Below are 26,369 nucleotides of genomic sequence, written 5' to 3' on the forward strand. Positions count from 1 at the left end.
CATGACCACACAGACCACTGCGGCCGACGCGCCGAGCCCCAAGCAGGACACCACCCCCACCGGACTCATCGCCATCCCCGTGGGCCCCGCCCGCGCCCTGGCCACCGGCGGCGGCGCCCTCACGGTCATCTCCACGTTCCTCGCCTGGACCTGGACCTCGGCGTTCCCCGGCGACCTCACCGTCTACGGCTACCCCGGCGGCCTCCAGGTGCTCGTGCTGATCGCCGGCGCGCTGACGACGCTCTTCGGCCTCGCCTCGTACGGAGTCAAGGGCGTCCGCACGCTCGCCCCCGGCAGCGCCGACGCCGCCCTGAAGTACGCGGCGCTCGCCGCCTTCACCACCACCTGGTACACGCTGATCTCGATCAGCTACCAGCTCGGCGGGCTCGCCAACCTCGAGGTCGGCGGCTGGGTCGCCGGCGTCGCCACGCTCGCCGCCTTCCTCGGCGCCCTCGCCCTGCCCTTCAAGCGGCCGCACACCTACCCGGTCGACCCCGAGGACAGCGGCAGCGAGCAGTTCAAGCACCGCATGCGCAACGGGATGACGGTCTTCAAGGGCGCGTTCGCCGCCGAGGCTCCGCCCACACCGCGCAAGCTTCCCTCGTACGTCGAGATCCTGATCATCATCGCGGCGCTCGCCGTGGGCCTGATGGTCTTCACCTACGGCATCGGCACCGAGTACGACGAACTCTTCATCGGCTTCCTGATCACCGTCGGGTTCTGCTTCGCGGCGCTCTCCAAGGCGGGGCTCGTCGCCCAGGTCTCCACCTACACCGCGCGGCACCGCAACGTCACCCTGGCCGGGGCCTTCGCCGCCGCGGCGGCCTTTCCGTTCACCCAGAGCGACGACCAGTACGCCACCATCGGCGTCTACATCCTGATCTTCGCGACCGTGGCCCTCGGCCTGAACATCGTCGTCGGCCTCGCGGGACTTCTCGACCTCGGATACGTCGCCTTCCTGGGCGTCGGCGCCTATGCCGCGTCCATGGTGTCGGGCTCGCCCTCGTCGCCCTTCGACGTGCACCTGCCGTTCTGGGGAGCCATCCTCGTCGGCGCGGGCGCCTCGCTGATCTTCGGTGTGCTGATCGGCGCGCCGACACTGCGCCTGCGCGGCGACTACCTCGCCATCGTGACGCTCGGCTTCGGTGAGATCTTCCGGCTCGTCGCCATGAACTCCGACGGCACCTCGGGCCCGGACATCACCAACGGCTCGAACGGCATCTCCTCGATCCCGAACCTCAAGATCCTCGGGTTCGACCTCGGCGTCGAGCACACCATCGGCGGCTTCACCATCGGCCGCTTCGCGAACTACTTCTTCCTGATGCTGCTCATCACCCTCGTCGTCGTCCTCGTGTTCCGGCGCAGCGGCGACTCGCGGATCGGCCGGGCCTGGGTCGCCATCCGCGAGGACGAGACCGCGGCGCTCGCCATGGGCATCAACGGCTTCCGCGTGAAGCTGATCGCCTTCGCGCTCGGCGCCTCGCTCGCCGGACTCGCGGGCACGGTGCAGGCGCACGTCACCTACACCGTGACGCCCGAGCAGTACCAGTTCGCCAACACGGTCCCGCCGAACTCCGCGTTCCTGCTCGCCGCCGTCGTCCTCGGCGGCATGGGCACCATCAGCGGCCCCCTGGTCGGCGCCGCGCTGCTCTATCTGATCCCGAGCAAGCTGTCGTTCCTCGGCGACTACCAGCTCTTCGCCTTCGGCCTGGCGCTCGCGCTGCTCATGCGCTTCCGCCCCGAGGGTCTGATCCCCAACCGCCGCCGCCAGCTCGAGTTCCACGAGGCCGAACTGGCGCCCGGCGACACGCCCCCTCCCACAGTCCTCAGCAAGACAGGGGCCTGAGCCATGACCACCGACACCACCACCAGCAAGGACAGCGCCGCCGCGACACCGGCCGGCGAGACCGTCCTGGACGCCCGGGGCGTGACCATGCGCTTCGGCGGCCTGACCGCCGTGCGCTCCGTCGACCTCCAGGTCAACAGCGGCGAGATCGTCGGCCTGATCGGCCCGAACGGCGCGGGCAAGACCACCTTCTTCAACTGCCTCACCGGCCTCTACATCCCCTCCGAGGGCGAGGTCAGGTACAAGGGCAAGGTCCTGCCCAGCAAGTCCTTCAAGGTCACCGCGGCCGGCGTGGCCCGCACCTTCCAGAACATCCGGCTCTTCGCCAATATGACGGTCCTGGAGAACGTGCTGGTCGGGCGGCACACCCGTACGAAGGAAGGCCTCTGGTCGGCCCTCCTGCGCGGCCCCGGCTTCCACAAGGCGGAGGCCGCTTCCCGGGAGCGCGCGATGGAGCTCCTGGAGTTCGTCGGCCTCGCCGAGAAGGCGGAGCACCTCTCGCGGAATCTGCCCTACGGCGAGCAGCGCAAGCTGGAGATCGCCCGCGCCCTCGCCAGCGAACCGGGCCTGCTCCTCCTCGACGAGCCCACCGCCGGCATGAACCCGCAGGAGACCCGCGCCACCGAGGAACTCGTCTTCGCCATCCGGGACATGGGCATCGCCGTCCTCGTCATCGAGCACGACATGCGCTTCATCTTCAACCTGTGCGACCGGGTCGCCGTGCTCGTCCAGGGCGAGAAGCTCGTCGAGGGCAGCAGCGAGACCGTCCAGCAGGACGACCGCGTCATCGCCGCATATCTGGGCGAACCCTTCGAAGGCGACACGCAGGGTGACACGTCTTCCGCAGGCGACGAGGAGAACCACTGATGACCGCACTGCTCGAAGTCGAGGACCTGAAAGTCGCCTACGGCAAGATCGAGGCCGTCAAAGGCATCTCTTTCAAGGTCGAAGCCGGCGAGGTCGTCACTCTGATCGGCACCAACGGCGCGGGAAAGACCACCACCCTGCGCACGCTCTCCGGCCTTCTCAAGCCGGTCGGCGGCTCCATCAAATTCAACGGGAAACCGCTGCGGAAATACCGCGCGGATCAGATCGTCGCGCTCGGTCTCGCCCACTCCCCCGAGGGGCGGCACATTTTCCCGCGCATGACGATCGAGAACAATCTCCGGCTCGGCGCATATCTCCGCGGCGACAAGGCGGGGATCGAAAAGGACATCCAGCGCGCCTACGAGCTGTTCCCCATTCTCGGGGAGCGAAGCAAGCAGGCCGCGGGCACGCTCTCCGGCGGTGAGCAGCAAATGCTCGCGATGGGCCGTGCCCTGATGTCCCAGCCGAAACTGCTGATGCTCGACGAGCCTTCCATGGGCCTTTCGCCGATCATGATGCAGCGGATCATGGCGACGATCGCCGAGCTCAAGTCCCAGGGCACGACGATTCTCCTCGTCGAGCAGAACGCCCAGGCGGCGCTCTCGCTGGCCGACCATGGCCATGTCATGGAGGTCGGCAAGATCGTCCTGTCCGGTACGGGGAGCGACCTGCTGCACGACGAGTCCGTGCGCAAGGCGTACCTCGGCGAGGACTGAGACTCCTTTCGGGTACGACAAGGCCCGCACCCCCTGCTTCGGGGTGCGGGCCTTGTCGTACGTACGGAATCGGAGGCCGACCGGGGGCGGGGGAGCTACTGCCCCTTCGCCGCCTTCTTCTCGTCGGCGTCCTCGATGACCGCCTCCGCGACCTGCTGCATCGACAGGCGCCGGTCCATCGACGTCTTCTGGATCCAGCGGAACGCGGCGGGCTCCGTCAGGCCGTACTCGGTCTGCAGGATCGACTTGGCGCGGTCCACCAGCTTCCGGGTCTCCAGGCGCTGGCTGAGGTCGGCGACCTCCTTCTCCAGCGTCTTCAGCTCCGTGAAGCGCGAGACGGCCATCTCGATGGCCGGGACGACGTCGCTCTTGGAGAAGGGCTTCACCAGGTACGCCATCGCGCCGGCGTCCCTGGCCCGCTCGACCAGGTCGCGCTGGGAGAAGGCGGTGAGCATCAGGACCGGGGCGATGGACTCCTCGGCGATCTTCTCGGCCGCCGAGATCCCGTCGAGGACGGGCATCTTCACGTCCAGGATCACCAGGTCGGGCTTGTGCTCCCGGGCCAGCTCGACGGCTTTCTCGCCGTCACCGGCCTCGCCGACGACGGAGTATCCCTCTTCCTCGAGCATTTCCTTGAGGTCGAGCCGGATAAGAGCCTCGTCCTCGGCGATGACGACACGGGTCGTCAGCGGAGGCACGTGCGACTTGTCGTCGTCATCGGCTACGGGCTGGGGCGACTCGGGGGAAGTCACGGGGGCTCCTTGTTACGGGCCGGGCAGGTACAGCTGCCTCGCCAGCCTACCTAGCTGCAGCGCCTCACGGTGACCCGGTATAGTTCCCGCAGTGCCTGGCCGGGTTGGTGGAACGGTATACACGGAGGTCTCAAACACCTCTGCCTGAGAGGGCTTGCGGGTTCGAATCCCGCACCCGGCACACCGTTTCGAAAGCGGATGTTCACGCTCGCGTGAGCCTCCGCTTTTTTGTTGCCCGGCTCTGCCCCGCTCGTTGCCCAGCGCCACGTGACGTGACTCACGGTCGCGCCGAGGGGCCGCGCGGAGCGGTCCGGCATCCCCGCGCAATAGGACGCGTCACTCCCCTTTTCCGGCGGTCCTGGGAGCTGCCCCAATTCCCCGACGAATCCTTGACCGGCCCGTACGGCGCTGCGATCTTCGCCCCCATGACTCCCCTGAACCGGCGCACTTTCGTCGCCGCCGCGGGCGCCGCCGCGGCAGCCATGGCCCTCAGCCCCGATTCCGCGTCCGCCCTGGACGGCGCCCCCACCGGGTACGCGGCGACGGACGAGGACGACCTGGACTTCGGCGACCGGGACGACTTCGCCGACGCCGACAAGGGCTTCGTCGCCGCCCTGGTCCCGGCCGTCGTCAAGAACGCCGAGGGCCACGTGGTCTGGGACAGCGACGCGTACGACTTCCTGAAGGGCGACGCCCCCAAGTCCGCGAACAAGAGCCTGTGGCGGCAGTCGCAGCTCGTGTCGAAGCAGGGGCTCTACAAAGTCACCGACCGGATCTACCAGGTGCGTGGCCTCGACCTGTCGAACATGACGATCATCGAGGGCGACACCGGGATCATCGTCATCGACCCGCTGATCTCGGCGGAGACGGCGGCCGCGGCCCTGAAGCTCTACCGCACGCACAGGAGCGACAAGAAGGTCACCGCGCTCATCTACACGCACCCGCACGTCGACCACTTCGGCGGCTGCCGCGGCGTGCTGCCGGCCGGGTCCGAGGGTGGTGTGCCGATTCTGGCGCCGCACGGCTTCATGGAGCACGCCGTCTCCGAGAACGTGTACGCGGGTACGGCGATGCAGCGGCGCTCCGGGTACATGTACGGCGCCCAGCTGGCCAAGTCCCCCACGGGGCAGATCGGTTGCGGGCTCGGCCAGAACGTGTCCCTGGGGTCGATCGGGCTGATACCGCCGACCAAGGACATCACGGAGACCGGCCAGGTCGAGACCGTCGACGGAGTGAAGTTCGAGTTCCAGATGACGCCGGGCACCGAGGCGCCCGCCGAGATGAACTTCGTCCTCCCCGAGCTGCGTGCCGTCTGCATGGCGGAGAACGCCACGCACACGATGCACAACATCATCACGCTGCGGGGCGCGCAGGTGCGCGACGCCCGGCAGTGGGCGCATTACCTCAATGAGTCCGTGGTGTTGTTCGGCGGGCGGGTGGATGTGGCCTTCGCCTCGCATCACTGGCCGACGTGGGGCGGGGGCACGATCGTCGAGCTGCTTGAGCAGCAGCGGGATCTGTATGCGTACATGCATGACCAGACGCTGCGGATGATCAATGCGGGGATGACGGGCCGGGAGATCGCCGAGGAGATCGAGCTGCCGCCGGCGCTCGCGGGGGTGTGGGCGAATCGTGGGTACTACGGGTCGCTCAGCCATAACGTGAAGGGGATCTACCAGCGCTACATGGGCTGGTTCGACGGGAACCCCGCGCATCTGTGGGAGCACCCGCCGGTCGAGGAGGCCAAGCGGTACGTGAAGGCGATGGGGGGTCGTACGGCGACGGTCGCCAAGGCGAAGGCGTTCGCGCGGAGCGGTGATCTGCGGTTCGCGGTGACGCTGCTGAACCACGTGGTGTTCGCGGATCCGGGGCACAAGGCCGCGAAGGCCGAACTGGCCCGGCTGTACACGAAGTTGGGGCAGGCGTCGGAGAACGCCGTGTGGCGGAACTTCTATCTCGTGGGCGCGCAGGAGTTGCGCGACGGCGTGCGCGAGACGCCGACGTCCGTGGTGAGCGCGGACATGCTGATGGCGCTCTCGGTCGACCAGTTGATCGACTCGGTGGCGATCCGCGTGAACGGCCCCAAGGCCTGGGACCTGAAGCTGCGGATGGACTGGAGTCTTCCGGCGCTCGGCAAGGTCTGGCATCTGACCCTGCGGAACGGCGTGTTGACGTACCGGAGCGACAAGAAGAAGGACCCTGACGCGGGCGTCACCCTGACCATGTCGAAACCCCAGCTGCTCGCGCTGCTCGGCGGCAAGGGGCTCGGGGACATCAAGGTCGAGGGCGACGTCTCGCTCCTGACCAAGCTGCTCGGCGTGGTGGAGAAGCCGGACCCTGATTTCGCGATCGTGACGCCGTAAGGGAATGGCCGAGGGGCCGCCCCGAGCGGGAGCGGCCCCTCGGCCACCAGTCCACAGCGCCTACTTGGGACTGTCGTCCTCGCCGATGTGGTGGATGCGGACGAGGTTCGTCGAGCCGGGGACGCCGGGCGGGGAGCCCGCGGTGATGACCACGATGTCGCCCCGCTCGCAGCGGCCGATCTTCAGGAGCAGCTCGTCGACCTGGTCGACCATCGCGTCGGTGGATTCGACGTGCGGGCCGAGGAAGGTCTCCACGCCCCAGGTCAGGTTCAGCTGCGAGCGCGTCGCCCGGTCCGGGGTGAAGGCGAGCAGCGGGATCGGTGAGCGGTAGCGCGAGAGGCGGCGGACCGTGTCGCCGGACTGGGTGAAGGCGACGAGGAACTTGGCCCCCAGGAAGTCGCCCATCTCTGCCGCCGCGCGGGCCACCGCGCCGCCCTGGGTGCGGGGCTTGTTGCGCTCTGTCAGCGGCGGGAGGCCCTTGGCGAGGATGTCTTCCTCGGCGGCCTCGACGATGCGGCCCATCGTGCGGACCGTCTCGATGGGGTACTTGCCGACGCTGGTCTCGCCGGACAGCATCACCGCGTCCGTGCCGTCGATCACGGCGTTCGCCACGTCGGACGCCTCGGCCCTCGTGGGGCGGGAGTTGTCGATCATCGAGTCGAGCATCTGGGTGGCGACGATGACCGGCTTGGCGTTGCGCTTGGCGAGCTTGATGGCGCGCTTCTGGACGATCGGCACCTGCTCCAGGGGCATTTCGACGCCGAGGTCGCCGCGGGCGACCATGATGCCGTCGAAGGCGGCGACGATGTCCTCGATGTTCTCGACCGCCTGGGGCTTCTCCACCTTGGCGATGACGGGGAGCCTGCGGCCCTCCTCGTCCATGATCCGGTGGACGTCCTCGATGTCGCGTCCGCTGCGGACGAAGGACAGCGCGATGACGTCGAATCCCGAACGCAGGGCCCAGCGCAGATCCGCCTCGTCCTTCTCGGAGAGCGCGGGGACGGAGACGGCGACACCGGGCAGGTTGAGGCCCTTGTTGTCGGAGACCATGCCGCCCTCGACGACGGTGGTCGTCACACGCGGGCCGTCGACCGCGGTGACCTCCAGGGTCACTTTGCCGTCGTCGACGAGGATGCGCTCGCCGGGGGTGACGTCCTCGGCGAGGCCGCTGTACGTGGTGCCGCAGGTCTGGCGGTCGCCCTGGACGCCCTCTTCGACGGTGATGGTGAACTCGTCGCCCCGTTCAAGCAGTACGGGACCTTCGCTGAAGCGGCCGAGGCGGATCTTCGGGCCTTGAAGGTCGGCGAGGACGCCGACGCTGCGGCCGGTCTCGTCGGAGGCCTTGCGTACGCGCTGGTAGCGCTCCTCGTGATCGGCGTAGGAGCCGTGGCTGAGGTTGAAGCGGGCCACGTCCATTCCGGCTTCGACCAGTGCCTTGATCTGGTCGTACGAGTCGGTGGCGGGGCCCAGGGTGCAAACGATTTTCGCTCGGCGCATGGTTCGACCCTAGGCCTTACCGACGGGTAGAGAATTGGCTGGGCGTGACTACTCAACAACCTTTGCGTGAAAGGTTATTGACAAGTGTTGAAGTGGGCGGGGCACTGCTCTGATGAGCGGCGGCTAGAGCTTCGGAGGAGTCATCGTGAAGCGCGCGTTGACCTGTGCGTAGACCTGTTGCCGCTGGGGTTCGAGGTCGAGGGGAGCGGCCTCCTGACCCATGTCGGCCGCGCCGCCGTACGCGACGGTGCGCATGGCGGGTGACGGGCCTCCGTAGCCGAACGGCTGGGCGTTCTCCGCGCCGATGTCCGCGAGTTCCACCAGATGGGCCAGGCCCGCGCCCAGCGCCTCCGCGTACTCCCGGGCCCGCTGCACCGCCTCCCGGACGGCCTGCTGCCGGGCCTGGCGGTGGGCCGGCGAGTCGGGCCGCAGCGCCCACCAGGGCCCGTCGACCCGCGTCAGCTCCAAGTCGGCGATGCGCGTGGTGAGTTCACCGAGCGCCGTGAAGTCGGTGAGCTCGGCGGTGACGGTGACCCGCCCGTGATAGGTGCGGATGCGTTCGCCACGGCCCCGCTTGGTGAGTTCGGGGGTGATGGAGAAGGACCCGGTCTCCAGCTTCTCCACGGCCTCGCCGTACGACTTGACGAGGTCGAGGACGGCGGCGTTGCGCCGCGTCAGGTCGTTCAGGGCGTCGCGCCGGTCGCTGCCGCGCGCGCTGACGGTGATGCCGATGCGGGCGATCTCGGGGTCCACCTCCAGGCGCGCCTCGCCCTTGACGGCCAGTCGGGGTGCGTCGGGGGTGCCGTAGGGCGTGGGAACGGGGGTCGTGTCATCCATGCGGCCACTCTCGCACCGGCGGGCGGCACCGGACAGCCGTCGCGGCGCGGCACCGGACAGTCACCGGATCGAAACCTGCGGGGTCTGTTGCGGGTGGGGCGGTCAGGGACACAATCTACGCGCGTTACATCGGTCGACCAAAGGTCCAAGGGGAGTACGAAATGCCGCTGAACCGCCGGAAGTTCCTGGGCAAGTCCGCCGCCGCCACGGGGGTGGCGCTCGCCGGGGGCACGGCCGCCGCGCCGTCCGCGACGGCCCAGGCGCCCGGGAAGCCCGTACGGCCGAAGAAGCGGTACTCGTTCACCGTCATGGGCACGACGGACCTGCACGGCAACGTCTTCAACTGGGACTACTTCACGGACAAGGAGTTCGACGACAAGGACCACAACGACGTGGGCCTGGCGAAGATCTCCACGCTCGTGAACGAGATCCGCGAGGAGAAGGGCCGCCGCAACACGCTCCTGATCGACGCGGGCGACACCATCCAGGGCACCCAGCTCTCGTACTACTACGCCAAGATCGACCCGATCACCGCCGAGCGCGGCCCGGTCCATCCGATGGCGCAGGCGATGAACGGCATCGGGTACGACGCGGCGGCGCTGGGCAACCACGAGTTCAACTACGGCATTCCGGTGCTCCGCACCTTCGAGGAGCAGTGCGACTTCCCGCTGCTCGGCGCGAACGCGCTGGACGCGAAGACGCAGAAGCCGGCCTTTCCGCCGTACTTCATGAAGCGGCTGCGCACCCCGCACGGCAAGGACGTGAAGGTGGCGGTCCTCGGTCTGACCAACCCCGGCATCGCGATCTGGGACAAGGCGAACGTGCAGGGCAAGATGACGTTCCCCGGCCTGGAGGAGCAGGCGGCGAAGTGGGTGCCGAAGCTGCGGTCGATGGGCGCGGACGTCGTCATCGTCTCGGCGCACTCCGGTTCCAGCGGCACGTCCTCGTACGGTGACCAGCTCCCGTACATCGAGAACGCGGCCGGTCTGGTGGCCGAGCAGGTGCCGGGCATCGACGCGATCCTGGTCGGGCACGCGCACACGGAGATCCCCGAGTACTTCGTGGAGAACAAGGAGACCGGGAAGAAGGTCGTCCTCTCCGAGCCGCTGAAGTGGGGCCAGCGGCTCACGCTCTTCGACTTCGACCTGGTGTGGTCGAAGGGCCGCTGGACGGTGGAGAAGGTGGGCGCACAGGTCCTCAACTCCAATACGGCGGCGGAGGACCCGAAGATCACCAAGCTGCTCTCCGACGAGCACAAGAAGGTCGTCGCGTACGTCAACCAGGTCATCGGCACGTCGACGCAGGCGATGAGCACGGCCGAAGGCCCGTACAAGGATGTCGCGATCATCGACCTGATCAGCCATGTCCAGGCGGAGACGGTGAAGGGGGCGCTCAAGGGCGGCCAGTACGCGGCGCTGCCGGTGCTCTCGCAGGCGTCGTGCTTCTCGCGCACGGCGAAGATCCCGGCGGGCGAGATCACCATCAAGGACGCGGCGGGCCTCTACCCCTTCGAGAACACCCTGGAGGCACGCCTCATCACGGGCGCCCAGCTGAAGGAGTACCTGGAGTTCTCGGCGCGCTACTACGTCCAGACGGCGGCGAACGCCCCGGTCGACCCGGCGAAGCTGACCAACGCGGACAACATCCCGGACTACAACTACGACGCGCTGTACGGCGTGACGTACGAGATCGACATCGCCAAGCCCGCCGGTTCCCGCATCGCGAGGCTCAGCTTCGACGGCAAGGAGATCGACCCGAAGGCGGAGTTCGTCCTCGCGGTGAACAACTACCGCGCGAGCGGCGGCGGCAACTTCCCGCACATCGCCGCCGCCAAGCAGCTGTGGGCCGACTCGGACGAGATCCGCAACACGATCATCCAGTGGGTCCAGGCGAAGGGCACGGTCGACCCGAGCGGGTTCGCCTCGGTGGACTGGAAGCTGACGCGGGACGGGACGCCGGTGTTCTAAGCCGGTGTTCTAATCCGTACATGAACGACGACATCGCCGCCGCCCTCGCCCCGGTCCTGCGCGACCTGGAGACCACCTGTGCCGTGCGCCCGGACGTCCGGGAGGAGACCGACCACGAGGGCGAGGCGTATGTCGCCCTGTACGAGCCGGACGGCTCGGGAGCGGGGCTCGTCGTGCGGTTCGGGGCGAGCACCGCGGAGCTGACGGCGGACTTCGCGGACCAGGCGCAGGACTGGGCCGTGGAGGCGCTCTGTTCGGCGGGGAAACCGGCCGTGTGGCCCGAGTGCCCCGCTCACCCCGACAGCCATCCGCTGGCGGCCGGGGTGGTGCGGGGTGTGGCGGTGTGGTCGTGCCCGAGGACCAGGCGGGTGGTCCGGCCGGTCGGTGAGCCGGGAGGGGACATCAGTTCTTGAGGCGTACGAGTCAGCTCTTGAGGCGTACGAGATTGCCGCGCTGTTCGCCGATGTGGGGACCGGTGGGCTGCCCCTCGGGGGTCTGGAGGCCGAAGCTGGTGAAGGCCGTGCGCTGCGGGAGGGGGTAAGGGGCCTTCCCTGTCAGGGAGTTGAGGATCGTCGCACTGCGCCAGGCCGCGAGGCCCAGGTCGGGGGCGCCCACCCCGTGCGTGTGGCGTTCGGCGTTCTGTACGTAGACGGTGCCGGTGACCGAGGGGTCGAGGACGAGGCGGTACTGCTCGTCGATGCGGGGGCGTTCGGCGGAGTCCCTGCGGATGAACGACTCCAGGCCCGCGAGGAGTTGACCGAGGGGGCGCTCGCGGTAGCCGGTGGCGAGGACGACCGCGTCGGTGGTGAGGCGGGAGCGGGTGCCCTGCTGGAGGTGTTCCAGGTGGAGCTCGACGCGGGTGGAGCCGACGCGGCCCGCGGTGCGCACAAAGACGCCGGGGGTGAGGACGGCATCGGGCCAGCCGCCGTGCAGGGTGCGCTGGTAGAGCTCGTCGTGGATGGCGGCGATCGTGTCGGTGTCGATGCCCTTGTGCAGCTGCCACTGGTGCGGCACGAGCCCGTCGCGCACCGACTCGGGCAGGGCGTGGAAGTAGCGGGTGTAGTCGGGCGTGAAGTGCTCCAGGCCCAGCTTGGAGTACTCCATGGGCGCGAAGGCCTCGGTGCGGGCGAGCCAGTGGAGCTTCTCGGCGCCCGCGGGCCGGCGCCTGAGCAGGTCGAGGAAGATCTCCGCGCCGGACTGTCCCGAGCCGATGACCGTGATGTGCTCGGCGGCGAGCAGCCGCTCGCGGTGCAGCAGATAGTCCGCGGAGTGGACCACCGGGACGGTCGGGGCGTCCGCGAGGGGCTTGAGCGGCTCGGGGACATGGGGCGCCGTGCCTACGCCGAGCGCCACGTTCCTCGTGTAGGTCCTGCCGAGCGCCTCGGCCTCCCCCTCGGCGTCCAGTTGCGTGAAGTCCACCTCGAAGAGGGCCCGTTCGGCACTCCAGCGCACCGCGTCGACCTGGTGCCCGAAGTACAGCCCCGGCAGATTCTCGCTGACCCAGCGGCAGTAGGCGTCGTACTCGGCGCGCTGGATGTGGAAGCGCTCGGCGAAGTAGAACGGGAAGAGCCGCTCGCGGGTCTTCAGGTAGTTGAGGAAGGACCAGGGGCTCGCCGGGTCGGCGAGGGTCACCAGGTCGGCCAGGAACGGGACTTGGAGGCTCGCCCCGTCGATCAGCAGCCCCGGATGCCAGTGGAAGCCGGGCCGCTGTTCGTAGAAGGCGGTGTCGAGTCCGGTGAGGGGCTCGGCGAGCGCGGCGAGCGACAGGTTGAAGGGGCCGATGCCGATGCCGACCAGGTCCCGTGGGTCGTCAGGGGTGGTGAGCGGCGAAATGGGCTGCGCGTTCTGGCCGGTCATCGGGGGGTGGTTCCTTCCACGAGCTTCAGGATCTCGGCGAGTTCGCCGGGCCGGGTGCGGGGTTTGAGCAGGGTGGCCTTGAGCCAGCGGCGGCCGTCGAGCCCGGCCCGGCCGAGGACGGCGCGCCCCTCGCCGAGCAACTGCCTTCTGACGTACGCGATGTGCTCGTCGTCGGCGCCCACGGGCCGGAAGAGGACGGTGCTGATGGCGGGCCGGCCGTAGAGCTCGAACCCTGGGTGCGCGGCGACGAGGTCGGCGAACTCCTCGGCCTGCGCGCAGACTTGGTCGACGAGGGAGCCGATCCCGTCCCGCCCTAGGGCCTTCAGCGTGACGGCGATCTTGAGCACGTCGGGCCGGCGCGTGGTGCGCAGGGAGCGGCCGAGCAGATCGGGGAGACCGGCCTCGGTGTCGTCGTCGGCGTTGAGGTAGTCGGCGTGGTGGCCGAGCACGGCCAGGTCGCGCGGGTCGCGGACCAGGAGCAGTCCGGCGGCGACGGGCTGCCAGCCGAGCTTGTGCAGATCGAGGGTGACGCTGTCGGCCCGCTCGATCCCGTGCAGCAGTCCTCTGCGTACGTCGCTGAAGAGGAGCCCTCCGCCGTACGCGGCGTCGACGTGCAGCCGGGCTCCGTGGGCGGCGCAGCGGTCGGCGATCCGGTCGAGCGGGTCGACGAGCCCGGCGTCCGTGGTGCCGGCGGTGGCGGCGACCAGGACCGGTCCCGGCGCGAGCCGGCCGAGCGCCGCGTCGAGCGCGGCGGGGTCGAGGGTGCCGCCGGGGGCGGGGACGACGACGGGTGCGGGCAGCCCTAGGAGCCAGGCGGCGCGGGGCAGCGAGTGGTGGGCGTTCTCGCCGACGACGAGCCGCACGGGGGCGGAGGCGGGGGCAGAGGCGGGGCCGTTGCCGCCGTGCTCGCGGGCGAGGAGCAGCGCGAGCTGGTTGGACTCGGTGCCGCCGGTGGTGACGAGGGCGTCGCCGCTGTCGTAGACCTCGCCCGCGAGCGCGCCGGTGACCAGCGCCTCCAGCGCGGAGGCCGCGGGCGCCTGGTCCCAGGAGTCCATGGACGGATTGAGCGCGGACGCGGCGAGGTCCGCGGCGACGGCGAGCGCGAGCGGCGGGCAGTGCAGATGCGCGGCGCACAGCGCGTCGGCCGGGTCGGCGGCCCCCGCGGTGACGGCCCGCACCAGCGTGCGCAGGGCCGCTTCGGCGCCGTCGCCGCGCGCGGGCAGGACGTCCCCGGTGGCCTCCCGCACCCGCCGGGCGACGGCGGCGGGCCCGCCGGCGGGCAGCGGTCCGCCGCGCGCCGCCGCCCCGTCGCGCAGGGCGTCCAGGGTGACGCCGAGCAGCGGACGCAGCGCGGCGGGACCCTGGACGCCTCCGGCGAGGGGCGGCGGAGTGCTCATGGGGGACGTCCTTCGGGTGCGCGCGGGCGGGGGCACCAAGCCTGTACGCCGCCGCGGTCGGCACGCCCGGAAAGCGGACGTTCCGAACCCGAAAGGGGGACTGCCCTGCGGGAGAGCGCTCCGTCGAGGGGGCAGTGTGTTAGCCGCGGGACGGCGGGGACTTGACGCGCCCACGCGGCGGAGCCGCACAGGTCACCGCCCCGCGCCTCTCACGAGGCGCTGAAGTCACCCCGATGATCCCGCGCCCACTGCTCAAAGCTCCGCGCGGCGACCCCCGTCACCGCCTCCACCGTCGTCGTGACCTCCGCCTCCGCGCCCACGGCCTCGGCGAAGGACTCCAGGATCGCCGGCAGCATCTCCGGCGGCACGTGCGGGAACAGGTCCTGGCCGACCTCCTCCGGCGGTATCTCGACGAACCGCAGCTCGCGGCCGAGTGCCCGCCCGATGTCGTGGATCTGCTCCTCCGTCGTGACGGCGGCGGGCCCGGTGAGGCGGTGGACGGCGCCCCGGTGCGCCTCGTCCGCGAAGGCACGCGCCGCGACGGCCGCGATGTCGGCCTCGTGGATCGGCGCGGTCACGGCGCCCGCGAAGGGGCCGCGGACGGTGTCGCCGGAGCGGATCTGCCGCGCCCACTGGAAGCTGTTGGTGGCGAAGGCGTTGGGCCGCAGGAAGGTCCAGGCGAGGCCGCTCGCGCGCACCTTCTCCTCCAGGTCCGCGTGGGCGACGTAGATGGGATGGGTCTCTTCGGCGCCCTCCTGGATGATGCCGGACGACAGCATGACGACGTGCTCGACGCCGCCGTCGAGTGCGGCGGCGAGCACCGCTTCGGCGTGCTCGCCGACGGCCGCCATGTGCAGGAACAGCCCGGACGCGCCCTTGAACAGCGGGGCGAGCGCGGCCGGTTCGGCCGCCGGGTCGAAGCGGGCGACCTCGGCGGCCGTGGGCAGCGCGGCGCGCTCCGGGTCGCGGGTCAGCGCGCGGACCGGGGTCCCGGCGGCGGTGAGCTGGGTGACGAGGGAACGGCCCACGTTTCCGGTGGCACCGGTGGCGACGATCACGGAGGCTCCTTGGGATCTTGTACGGAGCTTCGACCCTAGGTGAGCGGAGGGAGCCTCCGGGTCGTCGGCTGGGACCAGATGCGGCTAGGTCCGCGGACCTAGGCCTGCCCGCTCCCCCGCACCCGCAACGCCCTTGCCAGGTCGTCCAGTTGATCCGCGAGCCTGCGCCGCAGCGCCGGAATCGGCTCGGCGTCCCGCAGGCACTCCTCGCCCAGCCGGAGCGTCCGCGCGTCGACCGCGGAGACGGGGAAGGCCCAGCGGCCCGCGACGTCGGCGATGGCGGGGCCGCGCCGGGCGGCCAGGGCGACCGCGTCCCGGAAGTAGCGCGGGACGTACTCCCTGACGAGATCGGCCTGTTCGGGCTGCCAGAAGCCCTGGGCGGTGGCCGTGAGGAGGTAGTTGGAGAGGTCGTCGGCGGCGAACATGGCCTCCCAGGCCCGCCGCTTGGCCTCCGGATCGGGCAGCGCGGCGCCCGCGCGGGCCGCGCCCTCCTGCCCGGCGGCGCTGGGGTCGCGCTCCAGCTCGGCGGCGATCTCGGCCTCCCCGACGGCGCCGAGCACGGCGAGCCGGGTCAGGGCGCGCCAGCGCAGCTCCGGGTCGAGCTCGGGACCGCCGGGCACGGTGCCCTCGGCGAGCCACTCCTGGAGCGGGTCGGGCCGCGTCGCCACATCGATGAATCCGCGGACGGCGGTGAGCCGCAGGCCCGGGTGGGAGCCGTCCTCCGTGCGCCGGATCAGGTCGCGGCACAGCTCGGTGAGGGTGGTGAGGGCGACGGACCGCTCCTCGTCGGCGAGGAACCGGCCCGCGACCTGGACGGTGGCGAACGTGAGGACGCCCTGCACGATTGCGAGGTCGGTCTCCTCGGGGAGGTGCTCGCGGGCGGCCCGCACATAGGCGGCGCCTTCGAGCTCGCCGTCCCTGACCAGATCGCGCAGCCCGTTCCAGAGCACCGCGCGGGTGAGCGCGTCCGGGACTCCGGAGATGCCGCGCAGCGCCGTCTCCCGTGAGACGTCGTCCAGGCGGATCTTGGTGTAGGTGAGGTCCTGGTCGTTGGGGACGATCAGGGCGGGGCGCCCGCCGTCGCGGGTCGCCGTGGGCCCGGAGTGCGGCACGTCCGTCTCGTACCGCTCGCGCAGCACGAGGCCCCGGCCGCCGCTGAGGTCCTGGTCGTAGACGCCGACGGCGATGCGGTGCGGGCGGCTGCCCTCGCGGTCGACGGTGAGGCTCCACTCGCGGGCGTCGTGCGCGACCTTCGAGGTGAGCGTGTCGACGCCGGTGGTGCGCAGCCAGGATTCGGCCCAGCCGTGCACGTCCCGGTCCGTGTGGTGGGCGAGGGAATCGATGAAGTCGGCGAGGGTCGCGTTGCCGAACTTGTGCCGGGCGATGTGGGTGTTGATGCCGGCCAGGAAGTCCTTCTCGCCGAGCCAGGCGACGAGCTGGCGCAGCGCGGAGGCGCCCTTGGCGTACGAGATCCCGTCGAAGTTCAGCATCGCGGACGCCGTGTCGGGCACCGCGTCCGGGTCGGGGGCGACGGGGTGGGTGGAGGGGCGCTGGTCCGCGTCGTACCCCCACGCCTTGCGGGCGATCCCGAAGTCGGTCCAGGTGTCCTTGAAGCGGGTGGCCTCGGCGGTGGTCTGGAAGCCCATGTACTCGGCGAAGGACTCGTTCAGCCAGATGTCGTCCCACCAGCGGAGCGTGACGAGGTCGCCGAACCACATGTGGGCCATCTCGTGGGCGATGACCATGGCGCGGGTCTGCCGCTCGGTGTCCGTGACGGCCGAGCGGTAGATGAACTCGTCGCGGAAGGTGACCAGGCCCGGGTTCTCCATCGCGCCCGCGTTGAACTCGGGGACGAACGCCTGGTCGTAGGAGTCGAAGGGGTAGGGCTCCTCGAACTTTTCGTGGTACCGGTCGTAGCACGCGCGCGTGATGTCGAGGATCTCGTCCGCGTCAGCGTCCATGAAGGGGGCCAGCGAGCGGCGGCAGTGGATGCCGAAGGGCAGCCCGCGGTGTTCGGTGCGGACCGAGTGCCAGGGGCCTGCCGCGACGACGACGAGATACGTGGAGATCAGCGGGGTGGCGGCGGCCTGCCAGGTGCCGCCGCCCACGTCCCGCGTCACGCCGTTCGCAAGGACCGTCCAGCCGTCGGGGGCCTTGACGGTCAGCTCGAAGACGGACTTCAGGTCGGGCTGGTCGAAGGCGGCGAAGACGCGCTGCACGTCTTCCATGAACATCTGCGTGTAGACGTACGTCTCGCCGTCCGTCGGGTCGGTGAAGCGGTGCATGCCCTCGCCCGTGCGGGAGTAGCGCATGGCCGCGTCGACGCGCAGTTCGTGCTCGCCCTCGGTGAGTCCGGTGAGCGGCAGGCGGTTTCCGTCGAGGTCCGCAGGGTCCAGAGGCCGCCCGTCGAGCGTGACGGAGCGCAGCTCGGCGGGCTTGACCTCGACGAAGGTGTCCGCGCCGGCCGCGCGGGCGGTGAACCGGATGACGGTCCGGGAGTCGAAGGTCTCCTCCCCCGCGGTCAGATCGAGCTCGATCGTGTACCGCTGGACGTCGAGGAGCTGGGCTCGGGTCTGCGCTTCGTCGCGCGTCAGTACGGACATGGCTCCATGCTGCCCGATGGCACCGACATCAGTGCGGGCCGCCCGGACATCTACGGTGCCGCCGGGCGCCCCGCGCTCAGGTCACGAGGACTTGGCGATGGTCTCGTGGTGCCTGATGACCTCGGCGATGATGAAGTTGAGCAGCTTCTCGGCGAACGCCGGGTCCAGCTTCGCGCTCTCCGCGAGCTCCCGCAGCCGGGCGATCTGGCGGGCCTCACGGGCCGGGTCGGCGGGCGGCAGCTGGTGGTTGGCCTTGAGGTGGCCGACCTGCTGGGTGCACTTGAAGCGTTCGGCGAGCATGTGGACGACGGCCGCGTCGATGTTGTCGATGCTGTCGCGCAGCCGGGACAGCTCTTCGCGCACGGCCTCGTCCGTCGCCCCGGATCCGTTCGCGTCGGTCGTGTGGTGGCTGGTGGTCATGGCTCACGAGCCTACGTTGCCGCGCCGGGGCCGCCGACGCCGGAAGAGCGCAAAATCGGCGGGTGGTCGGGGTCCGGGATCTGCTGCGACCAGCCGCCGGGGACGGCCCGCCCCTGCTGCTCTCGGAAGCGGACCGGCGCCATCCCCACGCGGCGGGTGAAGAGCCGCGAGAAGTAGGCCGGGTCGTCGTAGCCGACCCGGCGCGCGACGGCCGCGACCGGCAGTTCCGTCGCGGCCAGCAGCTCCTTGGCGCGGCCGAGGCGGATCCCGAGGAGATAGTCCTTGGGGCTGCAGCCCGCCCCGCGGCGGACGGCGGTGCGCAGCTCCGCCGGTGTCATGCCGTGCCGTGCCGCGTGCTCCGCGACGGAAAGTGGCTGGAAGGCGTCGCGGGCCAGGGCCTGGAGGACCGGGTCGCCGTCGGGGGCGATGTCGGCGCGGGCCCGGCGCAGGGCGACGAGGAGTTCATGGACGGCGGCGCCCGTCTCGACCTCCAGGAGCGGATTGCCGCGCCGTGCCGCGCGCGCGATGCGCCCGACGGCGGCGCGCGCTCCCGCGGCGTCGGAGAGCGGCACCACGGGGCGGGTCGGTTCGATGTAGCCGAGTTCGGTGTACGTCGCCGTGGCGGGGCCCGTGAAGTCGACGAAGCACTCGTCCCAGCCGGTCTCCGGGTCGGGCCCGTAGTGGTGGCGCACCCCGGGGGTGAGCCAGATCAGGGCCGGCGCCGTCACCGTCGTACGCCTGCCGTCGGCGCTCTGGAACCAGCCGCCGCCCGCGCTCACCACGACCGCGACATGGTGGTCGAGGGTGCGTGGGCCCACGGTCGGCAGGAGGCCGTGCTGCAGGCCGACGCCCAGGCAGGCCAGGCCGAGCCGGTGGTGGGCCGGGCTCGGCGTGAAATACCGCATCCACGTGTGGTACATCCGCGTATGCCCCTTCCGTTCCGAGCGCTGATTCGTCCGGTGCCACGGCGCGTACCGCGCCGTTGCGCACTCGCTGCGTCCAACCCGCCTAGATCTTTGTCCATGGACCCTGCCGCCCGCCAGAGGTGATCGTGGCGAAGCAGTAAGTGAGCGAGAGGGAAGTGATGGCCGAGTTCAGGGTGGGCGAGGACGATTTCGAGCTGGACGGGCGGCCCGTACGGCTGCTCTCCGGCGCGCTGCACTACTTCCGGGTGCACGAGGCGCAGTGGGGGCACCGGCTCGCGATGCTGCGGGCGATGGGGCTCAACTGCGTGGAGACGTACGTCCCGTGGAACCTGCACGAGCCGCGCCCCGGCGAGTACCGCGACGTGGCGTCCCTCGGCCGCTTCCTGGACGCGGCGCACGCGGCGGGCCTGTGGGCGATCGTCAGGCCGGGACCGTACATCTGCGCCGAGTGGGAGAACGGCGGCATGCCGCACTGGGTGACGGGTGCGGTGGGGGCACGCGCGCGTACCCGCGACGAGGAGTATCTCGGCTACGTGGACCGCTGGTTCGACCGCCTCCTGGAAGAGGTCGTGCCCCGGCAGCACGACCGGGGCGGCCCCGTGATCATGGTGCAGGTGGAGAACGAGTACGGCAGCTACGGCTCGGACGGCCTCTATCTGCGCCACCTCACGGACCTGCTGCGCGCGGCGGGCGTCGGCGTCCCGCTGTTCACCTCCGACGGCCCCGAGGACCACATGCTCACCGGCGGCTCGCTCCCCGGTGTCCTCGCCACGGCCAACTTCGGCTCGGGCGCGGGCGCGGCCTTCGAGACGCTGCGCAGGCACCGCCCCAAGGGGCCGCTGATGTGCATGGAGTTCTGGTGCGGCTGGTTCGACCACTGGGGCGCGGAGCATGTCACGCGGGAGGCGGCGGACGCGGCGGTCGCACTGCGCGGGATCCTGGAGTGCGGGGCCTCCGTGAACCTCTACATGGCGCACGGGGGCACGAACTTCGCGGGCTGGGCGGGGGCGAACCGGGGCGGCGGCGCCCTGCACGACGGCGTACTCGAACCCGACGTCACGTCGTACGACTACGACGCGCCGATCGACGAGTTCGGCCGCCCCACGGAGAAGTTCTGGGCCTTCCGGGAGGTGCTCGCCGAGTACGCGGAGGGCCCGCTGCCGGAGTTGCCCCCTCCCCCGCCGTCCCTGGGGACGGCGGCATCGGCGTCGCTCGGCTCGTGGTCGCCGCTGTCCGCCGTGCTGGAGTCGCTCGGCGGACCCGTGGTGGAGCGGGCCGTACCGCCCACCTTCGAAGAGCTCGACATCGACCGCGGCCTGGTCAGCTACGCCGTGACCGTGCCGGGTCCGCGCCGTCCGCTGCCGCTGAGCGTGCGCGGGCTGCGGGACTTGGCGGTCGTGTACGTCGACGGCGTACGGGCGGCCGGTGCCCTCACGGAGGCCGAGCCGGTGCTGGCGGAGCCCGTCGCGGGGCACGCGCGCGTGGAGCTGTGGGTGGAGTCGCTGGGGCGGGTCAACTACGGGCCCCGCACGGGGGAGACGAAAGGGATCACCGGGGGGATCCTCCATGAGCGGCAGTATCTGCACGGGGTGCGGGCGCAGGGGCTGCGGCTCGACGCGTTCGACGTGCCGTCGGCCGTGCGGGGCGTTCCGGCCGCGGAGGGCGGGAGCGGAGGGCGCCCCGGCCTGTACCGGGGCGTGATCGAGATCGCCGCCCCCGGGGACGCCGCACTCGAACTCCCCGGCTGGACGCGCGGCTTCGTCTGGCTGAACGGCTTCAACCTCGGCCGGTACTGGGGCGTGGGCCCGCAGACGTCCCTGTACGTCCCCGGTCCGGTTCTCCGGGAGGGCGAGAACGAGGTGTGGGTGCTGGAGATGGAGGAGGCCGGGGAGAGGCTGGAGCTGAGCTGAGCTGAGGGAAGGAGGGAGGGGCGGGACCCTGCGGGGCCCGCCCCTCCCTCAGCCGCCCCCTCTCAGCCGTCCCCTACGCCTCCCGCACCTCGAACCCGTCCAGGACGAACTCCGCCTTCCCGTCGTCGCCCGTCTTGCGCAGGCCGACCCACGCCTCGCCCTTCTCCGGGGCCGTGAACTCGTACGTCAGGGTCGTCGGCTCCGTGGCCACCGGCAGCTCCTTGCGCTCCAGTTCGCGCGGCGCCGGCGCGTCCACCGCCGTCACCCACACGTACTGCCCCGCCTTCTCGTTCTCGTACCGGAAGGAGACCCGGTACCGCTTCCCGGCGGCGAAGCGCACGGTGTGCGGCACCGTCCGGTAGACGAGTCCCGCGTTCTCGCCGCGCGACTTCAGGGAGTTCGCGCCGTCGATCACGTCGTCGACCGCCTTGCCGTTCCAGCCCCGCTGCGTGTACGGCGCGTGGCGTTGCGCGATATGCGTACGCGGGTCGGTGACATCCCCCGCGTCGCCCTTCACGAACGGCCCCCAGCCCTGGGGGACGTGCTCGAAGTCCTCGGCGGCGAGCACCGCGCGGGGCAGCCGCCCGGCGGCGTGTCCCGCGACGACCCGTACGTTGTCGAACCGCACCCGTGCCCGCCCCGCCTCGGCACGGAGGGTCAGGTCCACCGGGCCGCCGCCCTCGGGCACGGTGAAGTGCGTGAACACCCGCTGGAAGCGCGTGCCGTGCTTGCGGTCGGCGGCCACGTAGTTGCCCGCCGTGGACGTCCGCGTCCAGTTCGCCGCCGTGACCCCGTCGGCCGTGCGCACCTCCAGGGTCGCCTTGCGCTCCTCCCCCGCCTTCGCGCCCACCTCGACCTGTACGGACGCGACGTACGGACCGGCCTTGAGACGGCTCAGCCGCTGGCCTACCGCCGCCGCGCCGCCCGAGGCGATCACCAGCTCGTGGTCGCCGAGCGGGCTCAGTTCGACCGCTGCGGGACCGGACACCTTCCAGCCCTCCAGCGAACCGGACGTGAAGCCCGGGTCGTGCAGCGGTGTGCCCTGCCCCCAGTCGGCGTCGGGCAGCCGCTGCGCCCGCGAGCGGTACAGGACGTAGGGCTGCTTCGCCGTGGCCTTGAGGGTCACCTTGCCGCCGCTCACCGGGACGTCCGAGACGAAGACACGGCCCTGGTCGGTGAGGCGGTACAGGGCCACCTTCGAGAGGCCGGACCAGCCCTTCGGGAGCTGCCAACTGCCGCTGCCGCCCTTGGGGTTGTAGTGGTACAACTTGGCGGGATCGGTGGCCTTGCGGGGCTCCCAGGGGAGCAGATAGCTGCCGCCTTCGTAGACGACACGGCCGTCGGTCGTGATGCGCCGGGTGCCGCCCGCGTCGGAGACGGTCGTACCGCCCTCTCCGAAGAAGCCGATCTCGTGCTCGGACCAGGACTTGATCGGGTACGCCTGGAGGTACTTCGCGGGCAGCGAGTCGGTCCAGATCAGGTCGTAGAAGTACGTCCAGTCCGTCTTGCCGACCCAGCCCTCGAAGTTGCCCATCCGGGCGATGCCCAGCAGCGTGGGCCACTTGTCGGCGAAGACGTCCTTCTGGTGGTTGCGGATGAAGCGGATCAGCCGGGAGTTGATGCCGCGTGAGGTGTCGCCGCCGTAGTCCGGCTCGGTCGCCCAGTGCGACCAGACCGAGGACCGCTCGAAGCCGTGGCCCCACTCCGAGGTGACGGTCCAGCCCTGTTCGCGGAAGGCCCGCTGGAGCCGGTCGGAGGTCCAGCCGGACTCCCGGAACACGTCGATGTAGAGGGTGTTGAGGGCGTCGTCCGTCTGGGCGCGCAGGTCCGCGAAGCGCTTGATGATGTCTCCGGAGACCAGGTCCCGGCGCTGGTCGATGCGGTAGCTCTGGTCCAGCCAGTCCCACTGCTCGTTCGCCTTGTCGACGAGCGTGTCGGAGAAGGCGTTCGCCACGGGGTACGACTCCGTGGCGTTGACGTGCACGCTGAAGTCGCTGTTCCACTTCTTGCCCTCGCGGACCAGGGTGTTGAGGTCGTCGAGGCCGCCCGCGCGGGTGTTGTAGTTGTCCGCGTAGTCGGGGTGGGCGGAGTCGTGGCCCTCCGACTGGTAGCCCTTGAGCAGCGTGTACTGCCGCAGCCCGTCCGTGGCCAGGCTGATCCGCTTGACGTTGTCGAGCGTCGTCAGGAACGGATTGGTCGCCTGCGAGGCGAAGTTGAACGGGATGTGCGGGACGACGCGCAGGTGCTGCTCGTCCGCGCCGAGCGGGTTCACCATGATGTCGCGGAAGGCGATCGCGGCGTCCTGCCAGTCGACCCTGCCGTCGCCGTTCCGGTCGCCGGTGACGATCACGGTGGCGTACGGCAGCGGCTCGGTGTCCCCGACGGGCGCGGTCGCCGCGCGGTGCGTCCACTGGCCGGGCGTGAGGCGGGCCTCGACGTGGCCGTCGCGCTTGACCGTCTCGCGCCAGAGCCGGCCGTTCTCCCAGGTCGTTCCCGCCTCGGAGGTGGGCTTGTCGTACACGGTGTTGGTCTCGATCGCCCCGCCGAGGGCGTCGTGCGCGACCACCGCGTACGCGCATCCCGTGGCCGCCTCCGCGGGGCTGTCCGGCGTGGGCCTGACCTCGGTGTCGCCGCTCTTGGCCTTGTCCAGCTGGACCTTGGCGGCGAGCAGCGTCCCGCCCTTCTGGTCGCTGCGCACGGAGAGCAGGGCGAGGCCGGGGACGCGGAGGGTGCCGACGCGCAGGGCGTCGGTGTCGGCGATCTCCGTCACCCGCCAGTGCACCTGGCGTCCGTCGACGGCGATCTCGACGGCGACGGTGGTGCCGCCGGTGAGGGCGAGGACGTACGAGACGCGGTCGTCGCCGGCCCGGTGCGTGACCTTCGGGGTGTGTTCCTTCTCGTCGATCAGGAGCGTCGTGACGGCCGTCTGCTGGGCGTACAGGACCGCGTTCGTGGCCCGGTCCCGGTACGACACGATGCGCGGGAAGTCGGTGGCGACGCGCACCTCCAGCGTGCCGGAGCGGATGACGGCCTCGCCCGCCGCGGGCCCGGCGAACGCGGTGCCGCCGAGGCCCACGGCGGCGCCGACACCGGCCAGCGCTCCCGTGGCGACGACGGCTCTGCGGCTCGGCCCGGACGTTTCTGACGACACCATGGCACCCCTCCTGGGACGGTTCTCGGTGTCGATCACCTTGCGCCGTACGGGACTTGTGCGCCCATGGACAAAGGGGGGACAGGTCTTGGACTAACGGTGCGGCAGGTGCGCCGGGGGGGGCGCGCACGACGCGGGGCCGGACCACCGACCGGTCCGGCCCCGCGCTCGATCATGTGCTGTGGTGCGTTCTGCCCTGGCTAGCGGCTCAGAGCTCCGACGCCGCCTTCTCTATGTCCGCGGCGAAGGTCGACACCTCGGTGTAGACACCGGGGAACTTCGGCCGCGCGCAGCCGTTGCCCCAGCTGACGATGCCGACCTGGATGTACTCGCCGGCCTCGTCCTTGCGGAACATGGGGCCGCCGGAGTCGCCCTGGCAGGTGTCCGTGCCGCCCTCGGGCAGACCGGCGCAGAGCTCCTCGCCGGGCGTGAGGTCGGCGCCGTACGCGGCCTCGCAGTCGGCGTCGCTGACGAACGGGACCTTGGCCTTGAGCAGGTAACGCTGCTGCTCGCCGCCCTCCTTGTCGGCACCCCAGCCGGCGATGTCGAACTCGCCCTCGTTGTACTTGGTGTCCTTGGCGATCTTCAGGGTGGGCTGGTCGATCGGCTTCTCGAGCTTGATGAGCGCCCAGTCCTTGCCCTTGCCGTTGTAGCCGGGGGCCTGGAGGACCTTGGTGGACTTCACGTTGATCGCGTCGGGGCTCTCGAGGTCCACGACGCCACCGGTGGCGGTGATGCTGGTGTTGTCGCCCGAGCCGTCCACGCAGTGGGCGGCGGTCAGCACGATGTCCTGGGCGTACAGCGCGCCGCCACAGCCCATCGACAGACGGACCATGAACGGGAATTCACCCTGCTCGGCGGGGGTGCCGCCGACGACGCGCTCACCCGGGTTGGGGCCGGGGTGCGGGGCCGCCTGGGCCGCGGGCTGGAGGCTGACGGCGGTCGCGAGGGCGATGGCACCGAGGGCGGCGGCTCTTGTCACTCCACGCAGCTTGGTGTTCAACGGGCTTCCCTTCGTGGGGGGTTCGTGGGGGGTTGCACACATGACGGGCCCTTGTCGTCCCCACAGAGTGCGCGTGGATGGCATGAGCCCGCCAAAGCGTTGTTGCGGATTATGGAGATCGGTGTCCGCATAGAGCAAGGGGCGGTTTTCGGCCACGGGGCCCTGAGAGGGCTGGTTCGGGTCGCGGCGATCCGCCCTACAGTGGAGGCGGGTTGAGGCGAGTCGGGACGGACAGCGACGCTTCAGGAGGTGTGCGCGTGGCGGACGGCGGGCCGGTGCAGCACGGCTATCCCCATCTGGACACGGTGCGGTCCGCGATCACCGCGCTCTACAAACGTCTTTCGTACGACACCGTGCACACTTTCGACACCAGCGTCGCTCCCGTGGACGTCGCCTTCTGCGACGAGGACGACCTGCATCTGGGTGTGCAGCGGGTGGCCCGTGAGATGGTCCGGCACCTCCGGCTCCCGGACGCCCGCATGATCGTCAGCTTCCGTGAGATGGAGCACGCGGCGAACGTCGAACTCGCCGCGGGGCCCGAGTACTTCATCGAACTCAACGACCGATTCCGTACACATCGCCGGGACATCGGCGCGGCCCTCGCCCACGAGGTCATGCACGTCTATCTGCACCGGCTCGACCTGGCGTTCCCCGGCACCCGCGACAACGAGATCCTCACCGACACGGCCACGACGTATCTGGGCGCGGGGTGGCTGCTGCTCGACGCCTACCGCGAGGACGGCGCCTCCTCGCAGAAGCTCGGCTATCTCACGCCGGAGGAGTTCGGGTACGTCCTCGCCAAACGGGCCATCGCCTTCGGCGAGGCGCCGGAGACGTGGTTCACCAGCGCACAGGCGTACACGGCGTACACGAAGGGACTTGCCCAGGCCCGGCGCGACGAACAGCAGCCGCCGCTGACGGCCGCGGGGTGGGCGGGACGGCGGCGGTACGCGAAGGACCGGCGGTACGCGCAGGATCACGGCCCGGCGGCCGCGGCGGGGGCGGCGCGTGCGGGATCGCCCTATGCGTTCTCGTACGACGAAGGGGGCGGGGGCGGCCGGGGACCGCTGCGGGTCTCGTTCCCCTGCCCCACCTGTCAGCAGCGGATCCGGGTGCCGGCCCGGGGGCGGATCCGGGCGCGGTGCGGCCTCTGCCGGACGGTCCTGGAGTGCGACGCGTAAGGGGCACGTGTCCTGGCT

At 70.7% G+C, this 26,369-nt stretch carries 19 protein-coding genes and 1 tRNA gene; 9 read left to right on the forward strand and 11 right to left on the reverse strand.

From position 1 onward, the window contains the following. Position 1 precedes the first annotated feature (1 nt). Genes ACIBKX_RS01375 through ACIBKX_RS01385 form a run of 3 tightly spaced genes read left to right on the forward strand, consistent with a single transcriptional unit; the run spans position 2 to position 3,429 of the window. On the forward strand, positions 2–1,846 hold the full coding sequence (locus ACIBKX_RS01375) for a branched-chain amino acid ABC transporter permease (RefSeq protein WP_363272403.1): 1,845 nt from the start codon (positions 2–4) through the stop codon (positions 1,844–1,846). A 3-nt stretch (positions 1,847–1,849) separates the two neighbouring features. Further along, positions 1,850–2,713, forward strand: coding sequence for an ABC transporter ATP-binding protein (locus ACIBKX_RS01380; protein WP_363272404.1), 864 nt, complete (start codon positions 1,850–1,852; stop codon positions 2,711–2,713). Then, positions 2,713–3,429: an ABC transporter ATP-binding protein gene (locus ACIBKX_RS01385; protein ID WP_363272405.1), complete on the forward strand. Its 717-nt coding sequence runs from the start codon at positions 2,713–2,715 to the stop codon at positions 3,427–3,429. Before ACIBKX_RS01380 ends, ACIBKX_RS01385 begins: the two co-directional genes overlap by 1 nt. A 95-nt stretch (positions 3,430–3,524) precedes the next feature. On the opposite strand, the gene ACIBKX_RS01390 is transcribed toward ACIBKX_RS01385, so the two are convergent. Beyond that, positions 3,525–4,181 (reverse strand): response regulator, encoded by a 657-nt coding sequence (locus ACIBKX_RS01390; protein WP_363272406.1) that lies wholly within the window; start codon positions 4,179–4,181, stop codon positions 3,525–3,527. A 98-nt stretch (positions 4,182–4,279) separates the two neighbouring features. Here ACIBKX_RS01390 and ACIBKX_RS01395 point away from each other — a divergent pair. Further along, positions 4,280–4,362 (forward strand) — tRNA-Leu (locus ACIBKX_RS01395). Positions 4,363–4,606: 244 nt separating this feature from the next. Beyond that, a complete protein-coding gene (locus tag ACIBKX_RS01400) occupies positions 4,607–6,544 on the forward strand; it encodes an alkyl sulfatase dimerization domain-containing protein (protein WP_363272407.1) in 1,938 nt (645 codons plus the stop codon). A gap of 60 nt (positions 6,545–6,604) precedes the next feature. Here ACIBKX_RS01400 and pyk read toward each other — a convergent pair whose 3' ends face one another. Further along, positions 6,605–8,041 (reverse strand): pyruvate kinase, encoded by a 1,437-nt coding sequence (gene pyk / locus ACIBKX_RS01405; protein ID WP_363272408.1) that lies wholly within the window; start codon positions 8,039–8,041, stop codon positions 6,605–6,607. Between the two features lie 123 nt (positions 8,042–8,164). After that, positions 8,165–8,878, reverse strand: coding sequence for an SIMPL domain-containing protein (locus ACIBKX_RS01410; protein WP_363272409.1), 714 nt, complete (start codon positions 8,876–8,878; stop codon positions 8,165–8,167). Between the two features lie 161 nt (positions 8,879–9,039). Here ACIBKX_RS01410 and ACIBKX_RS01415 point away from each other — a divergent pair, with 161 nt between their 5' ends. Continuing rightward, positions 9,040–10,845: a 5'-nucleotidase C-terminal domain-containing protein gene (locus tag ACIBKX_RS01415; RefSeq protein ID WP_363272410.1), complete on the forward strand. Its 1,806-nt coding sequence runs from the start codon at positions 9,040–9,042 to the stop codon at positions 10,843–10,845. Between the two features lie 20 nt (positions 10,846–10,865). Continuing rightward, complete coding sequence (locus ACIBKX_RS01420; protein WP_363272411.1) at positions 10,866–11,258, forward strand: hypothetical protein; 393 nt, start codon at positions 10,866–10,868, stop codon at positions 11,256–11,258. Between the two features lie 10 nt (positions 11,259–11,268). Here ACIBKX_RS01420 and ACIBKX_RS01425 read toward each other — a convergent pair whose 3' ends face one another. The 6 genes from ACIBKX_RS01425 to ACIBKX_RS01450 form a co-directional block, all read right to left on the reverse strand. Further along, the gene (locus tag ACIBKX_RS01425; RefSeq protein WP_363272412.1) at positions 11,269–12,702 is read right to left on the reverse strand and encodes a SidA/IucD/PvdA family monooxygenase; all 1,434 of its coding nucleotides are present in this window, start codon (positions 12,700–12,702) and stop codon (positions 11,269–11,271) included. Then, a complete protein-coding gene (locus tag ACIBKX_RS01430; RefSeq protein WP_363272413.1) occupies positions 12,699–14,099 on the reverse strand; it encodes a pyridoxal-dependent decarboxylase in 1,401 nt (466 codons plus the stop codon). The genes ACIBKX_RS01425 and ACIBKX_RS01430 overlap by 4 nt, the downstream gene beginning before the upstream one ends. A 209-nt stretch (positions 14,100–14,308) precedes the next feature. Further along, positions 14,309–15,157 (reverse strand): NAD(P)H-binding protein, encoded by an 849-nt coding sequence (locus ACIBKX_RS01435; protein ID WP_363272414.1) that lies wholly within the window; start codon positions 15,155–15,157, stop codon positions 14,309–14,311. A gap of 98 nt (positions 15,158–15,255) precedes the next feature. Then, positions 15,256–17,760: an aminopeptidase N gene (pepN, locus tag ACIBKX_RS01440; protein WP_363272415.1), complete on the reverse strand. Its 2,505-nt coding sequence runs from the start codon at positions 17,758–17,760 to the stop codon at positions 15,256–15,258. A gap of 81 nt (positions 17,761–17,841) precedes the next feature. After that, positions 17,842–18,180, reverse strand: a complete 339-nt coding sequence (locus ACIBKX_RS01445; RefSeq protein ID WP_363272416.1) for a chorismate mutase — start codon at positions 18,178–18,180, stop codon at positions 17,842–17,844. Between the two features lie 11 nt (positions 18,181–18,191). Further along, a complete protein-coding gene (locus ACIBKX_RS01450) occupies positions 18,192–19,100 on the reverse strand; it encodes an AraC family transcriptional regulator (protein ID WP_363272417.1) in 909 nt (302 codons plus the stop codon). Between the two features lie 164 nt (positions 19,101–19,264). On the opposite strand from ACIBKX_RS01450, the gene ACIBKX_RS01455 reads away from it, so the two are divergent. Next, positions 19,265–21,016, forward strand: a complete 1,752-nt coding sequence (locus ACIBKX_RS01455) for a beta-galactosidase (RefSeq protein WP_363272545.1) — start codon at positions 19,265–19,267, stop codon at positions 21,014–21,016. Between the two features lie 73 nt (positions 21,017–21,089). Here ACIBKX_RS01455 and ACIBKX_RS01460 read toward each other — a convergent pair whose 3' ends face one another. Together ACIBKX_RS01460 and ACIBKX_RS01465 are read right to left on the reverse strand one after the other, a co-directional pair. Continuing rightward, the gene (locus tag ACIBKX_RS01460; RefSeq protein ID WP_363272418.1) at positions 21,090–24,170 is read right to left on the reverse strand and encodes an endo-alpha-N-acetylgalactosaminidase family protein; all 3,081 of its coding nucleotides are present in this window, start codon (positions 24,168–24,170) and stop codon (positions 21,090–21,092) included. Positions 24,171–24,375: 205 nt separating this feature from the next. Continuing rightward, a complete protein-coding gene (locus tag ACIBKX_RS01465; protein ID WP_399375582.1) occupies positions 24,376–25,212 on the reverse strand; it encodes a S1 family peptidase in 837 nt (278 codons plus the stop codon). Positions 25,213–25,427: 215 nt separating this feature from the next. Here ACIBKX_RS01465 and ACIBKX_RS01470 point away from each other — a divergent pair, with 215 nt between their 5' ends. Further along, positions 25,428–26,351: a hypothetical protein gene (locus ACIBKX_RS01470; protein WP_363272420.1), complete on the forward strand. Its 924-nt coding sequence runs from the start codon at positions 25,428–25,430 to the stop codon at positions 26,349–26,351. Positions 26,352–26,369: the final 18 nt, after the last annotated feature.

It is taken from the genome of Streptomyces sp. NPDC050658 (assembly GCF_044457025.1).
Lineage (GTDB): Bacteria > Actinomycetota > Actinomycetes > Streptomycetales > Streptomycetaceae > Streptomyces.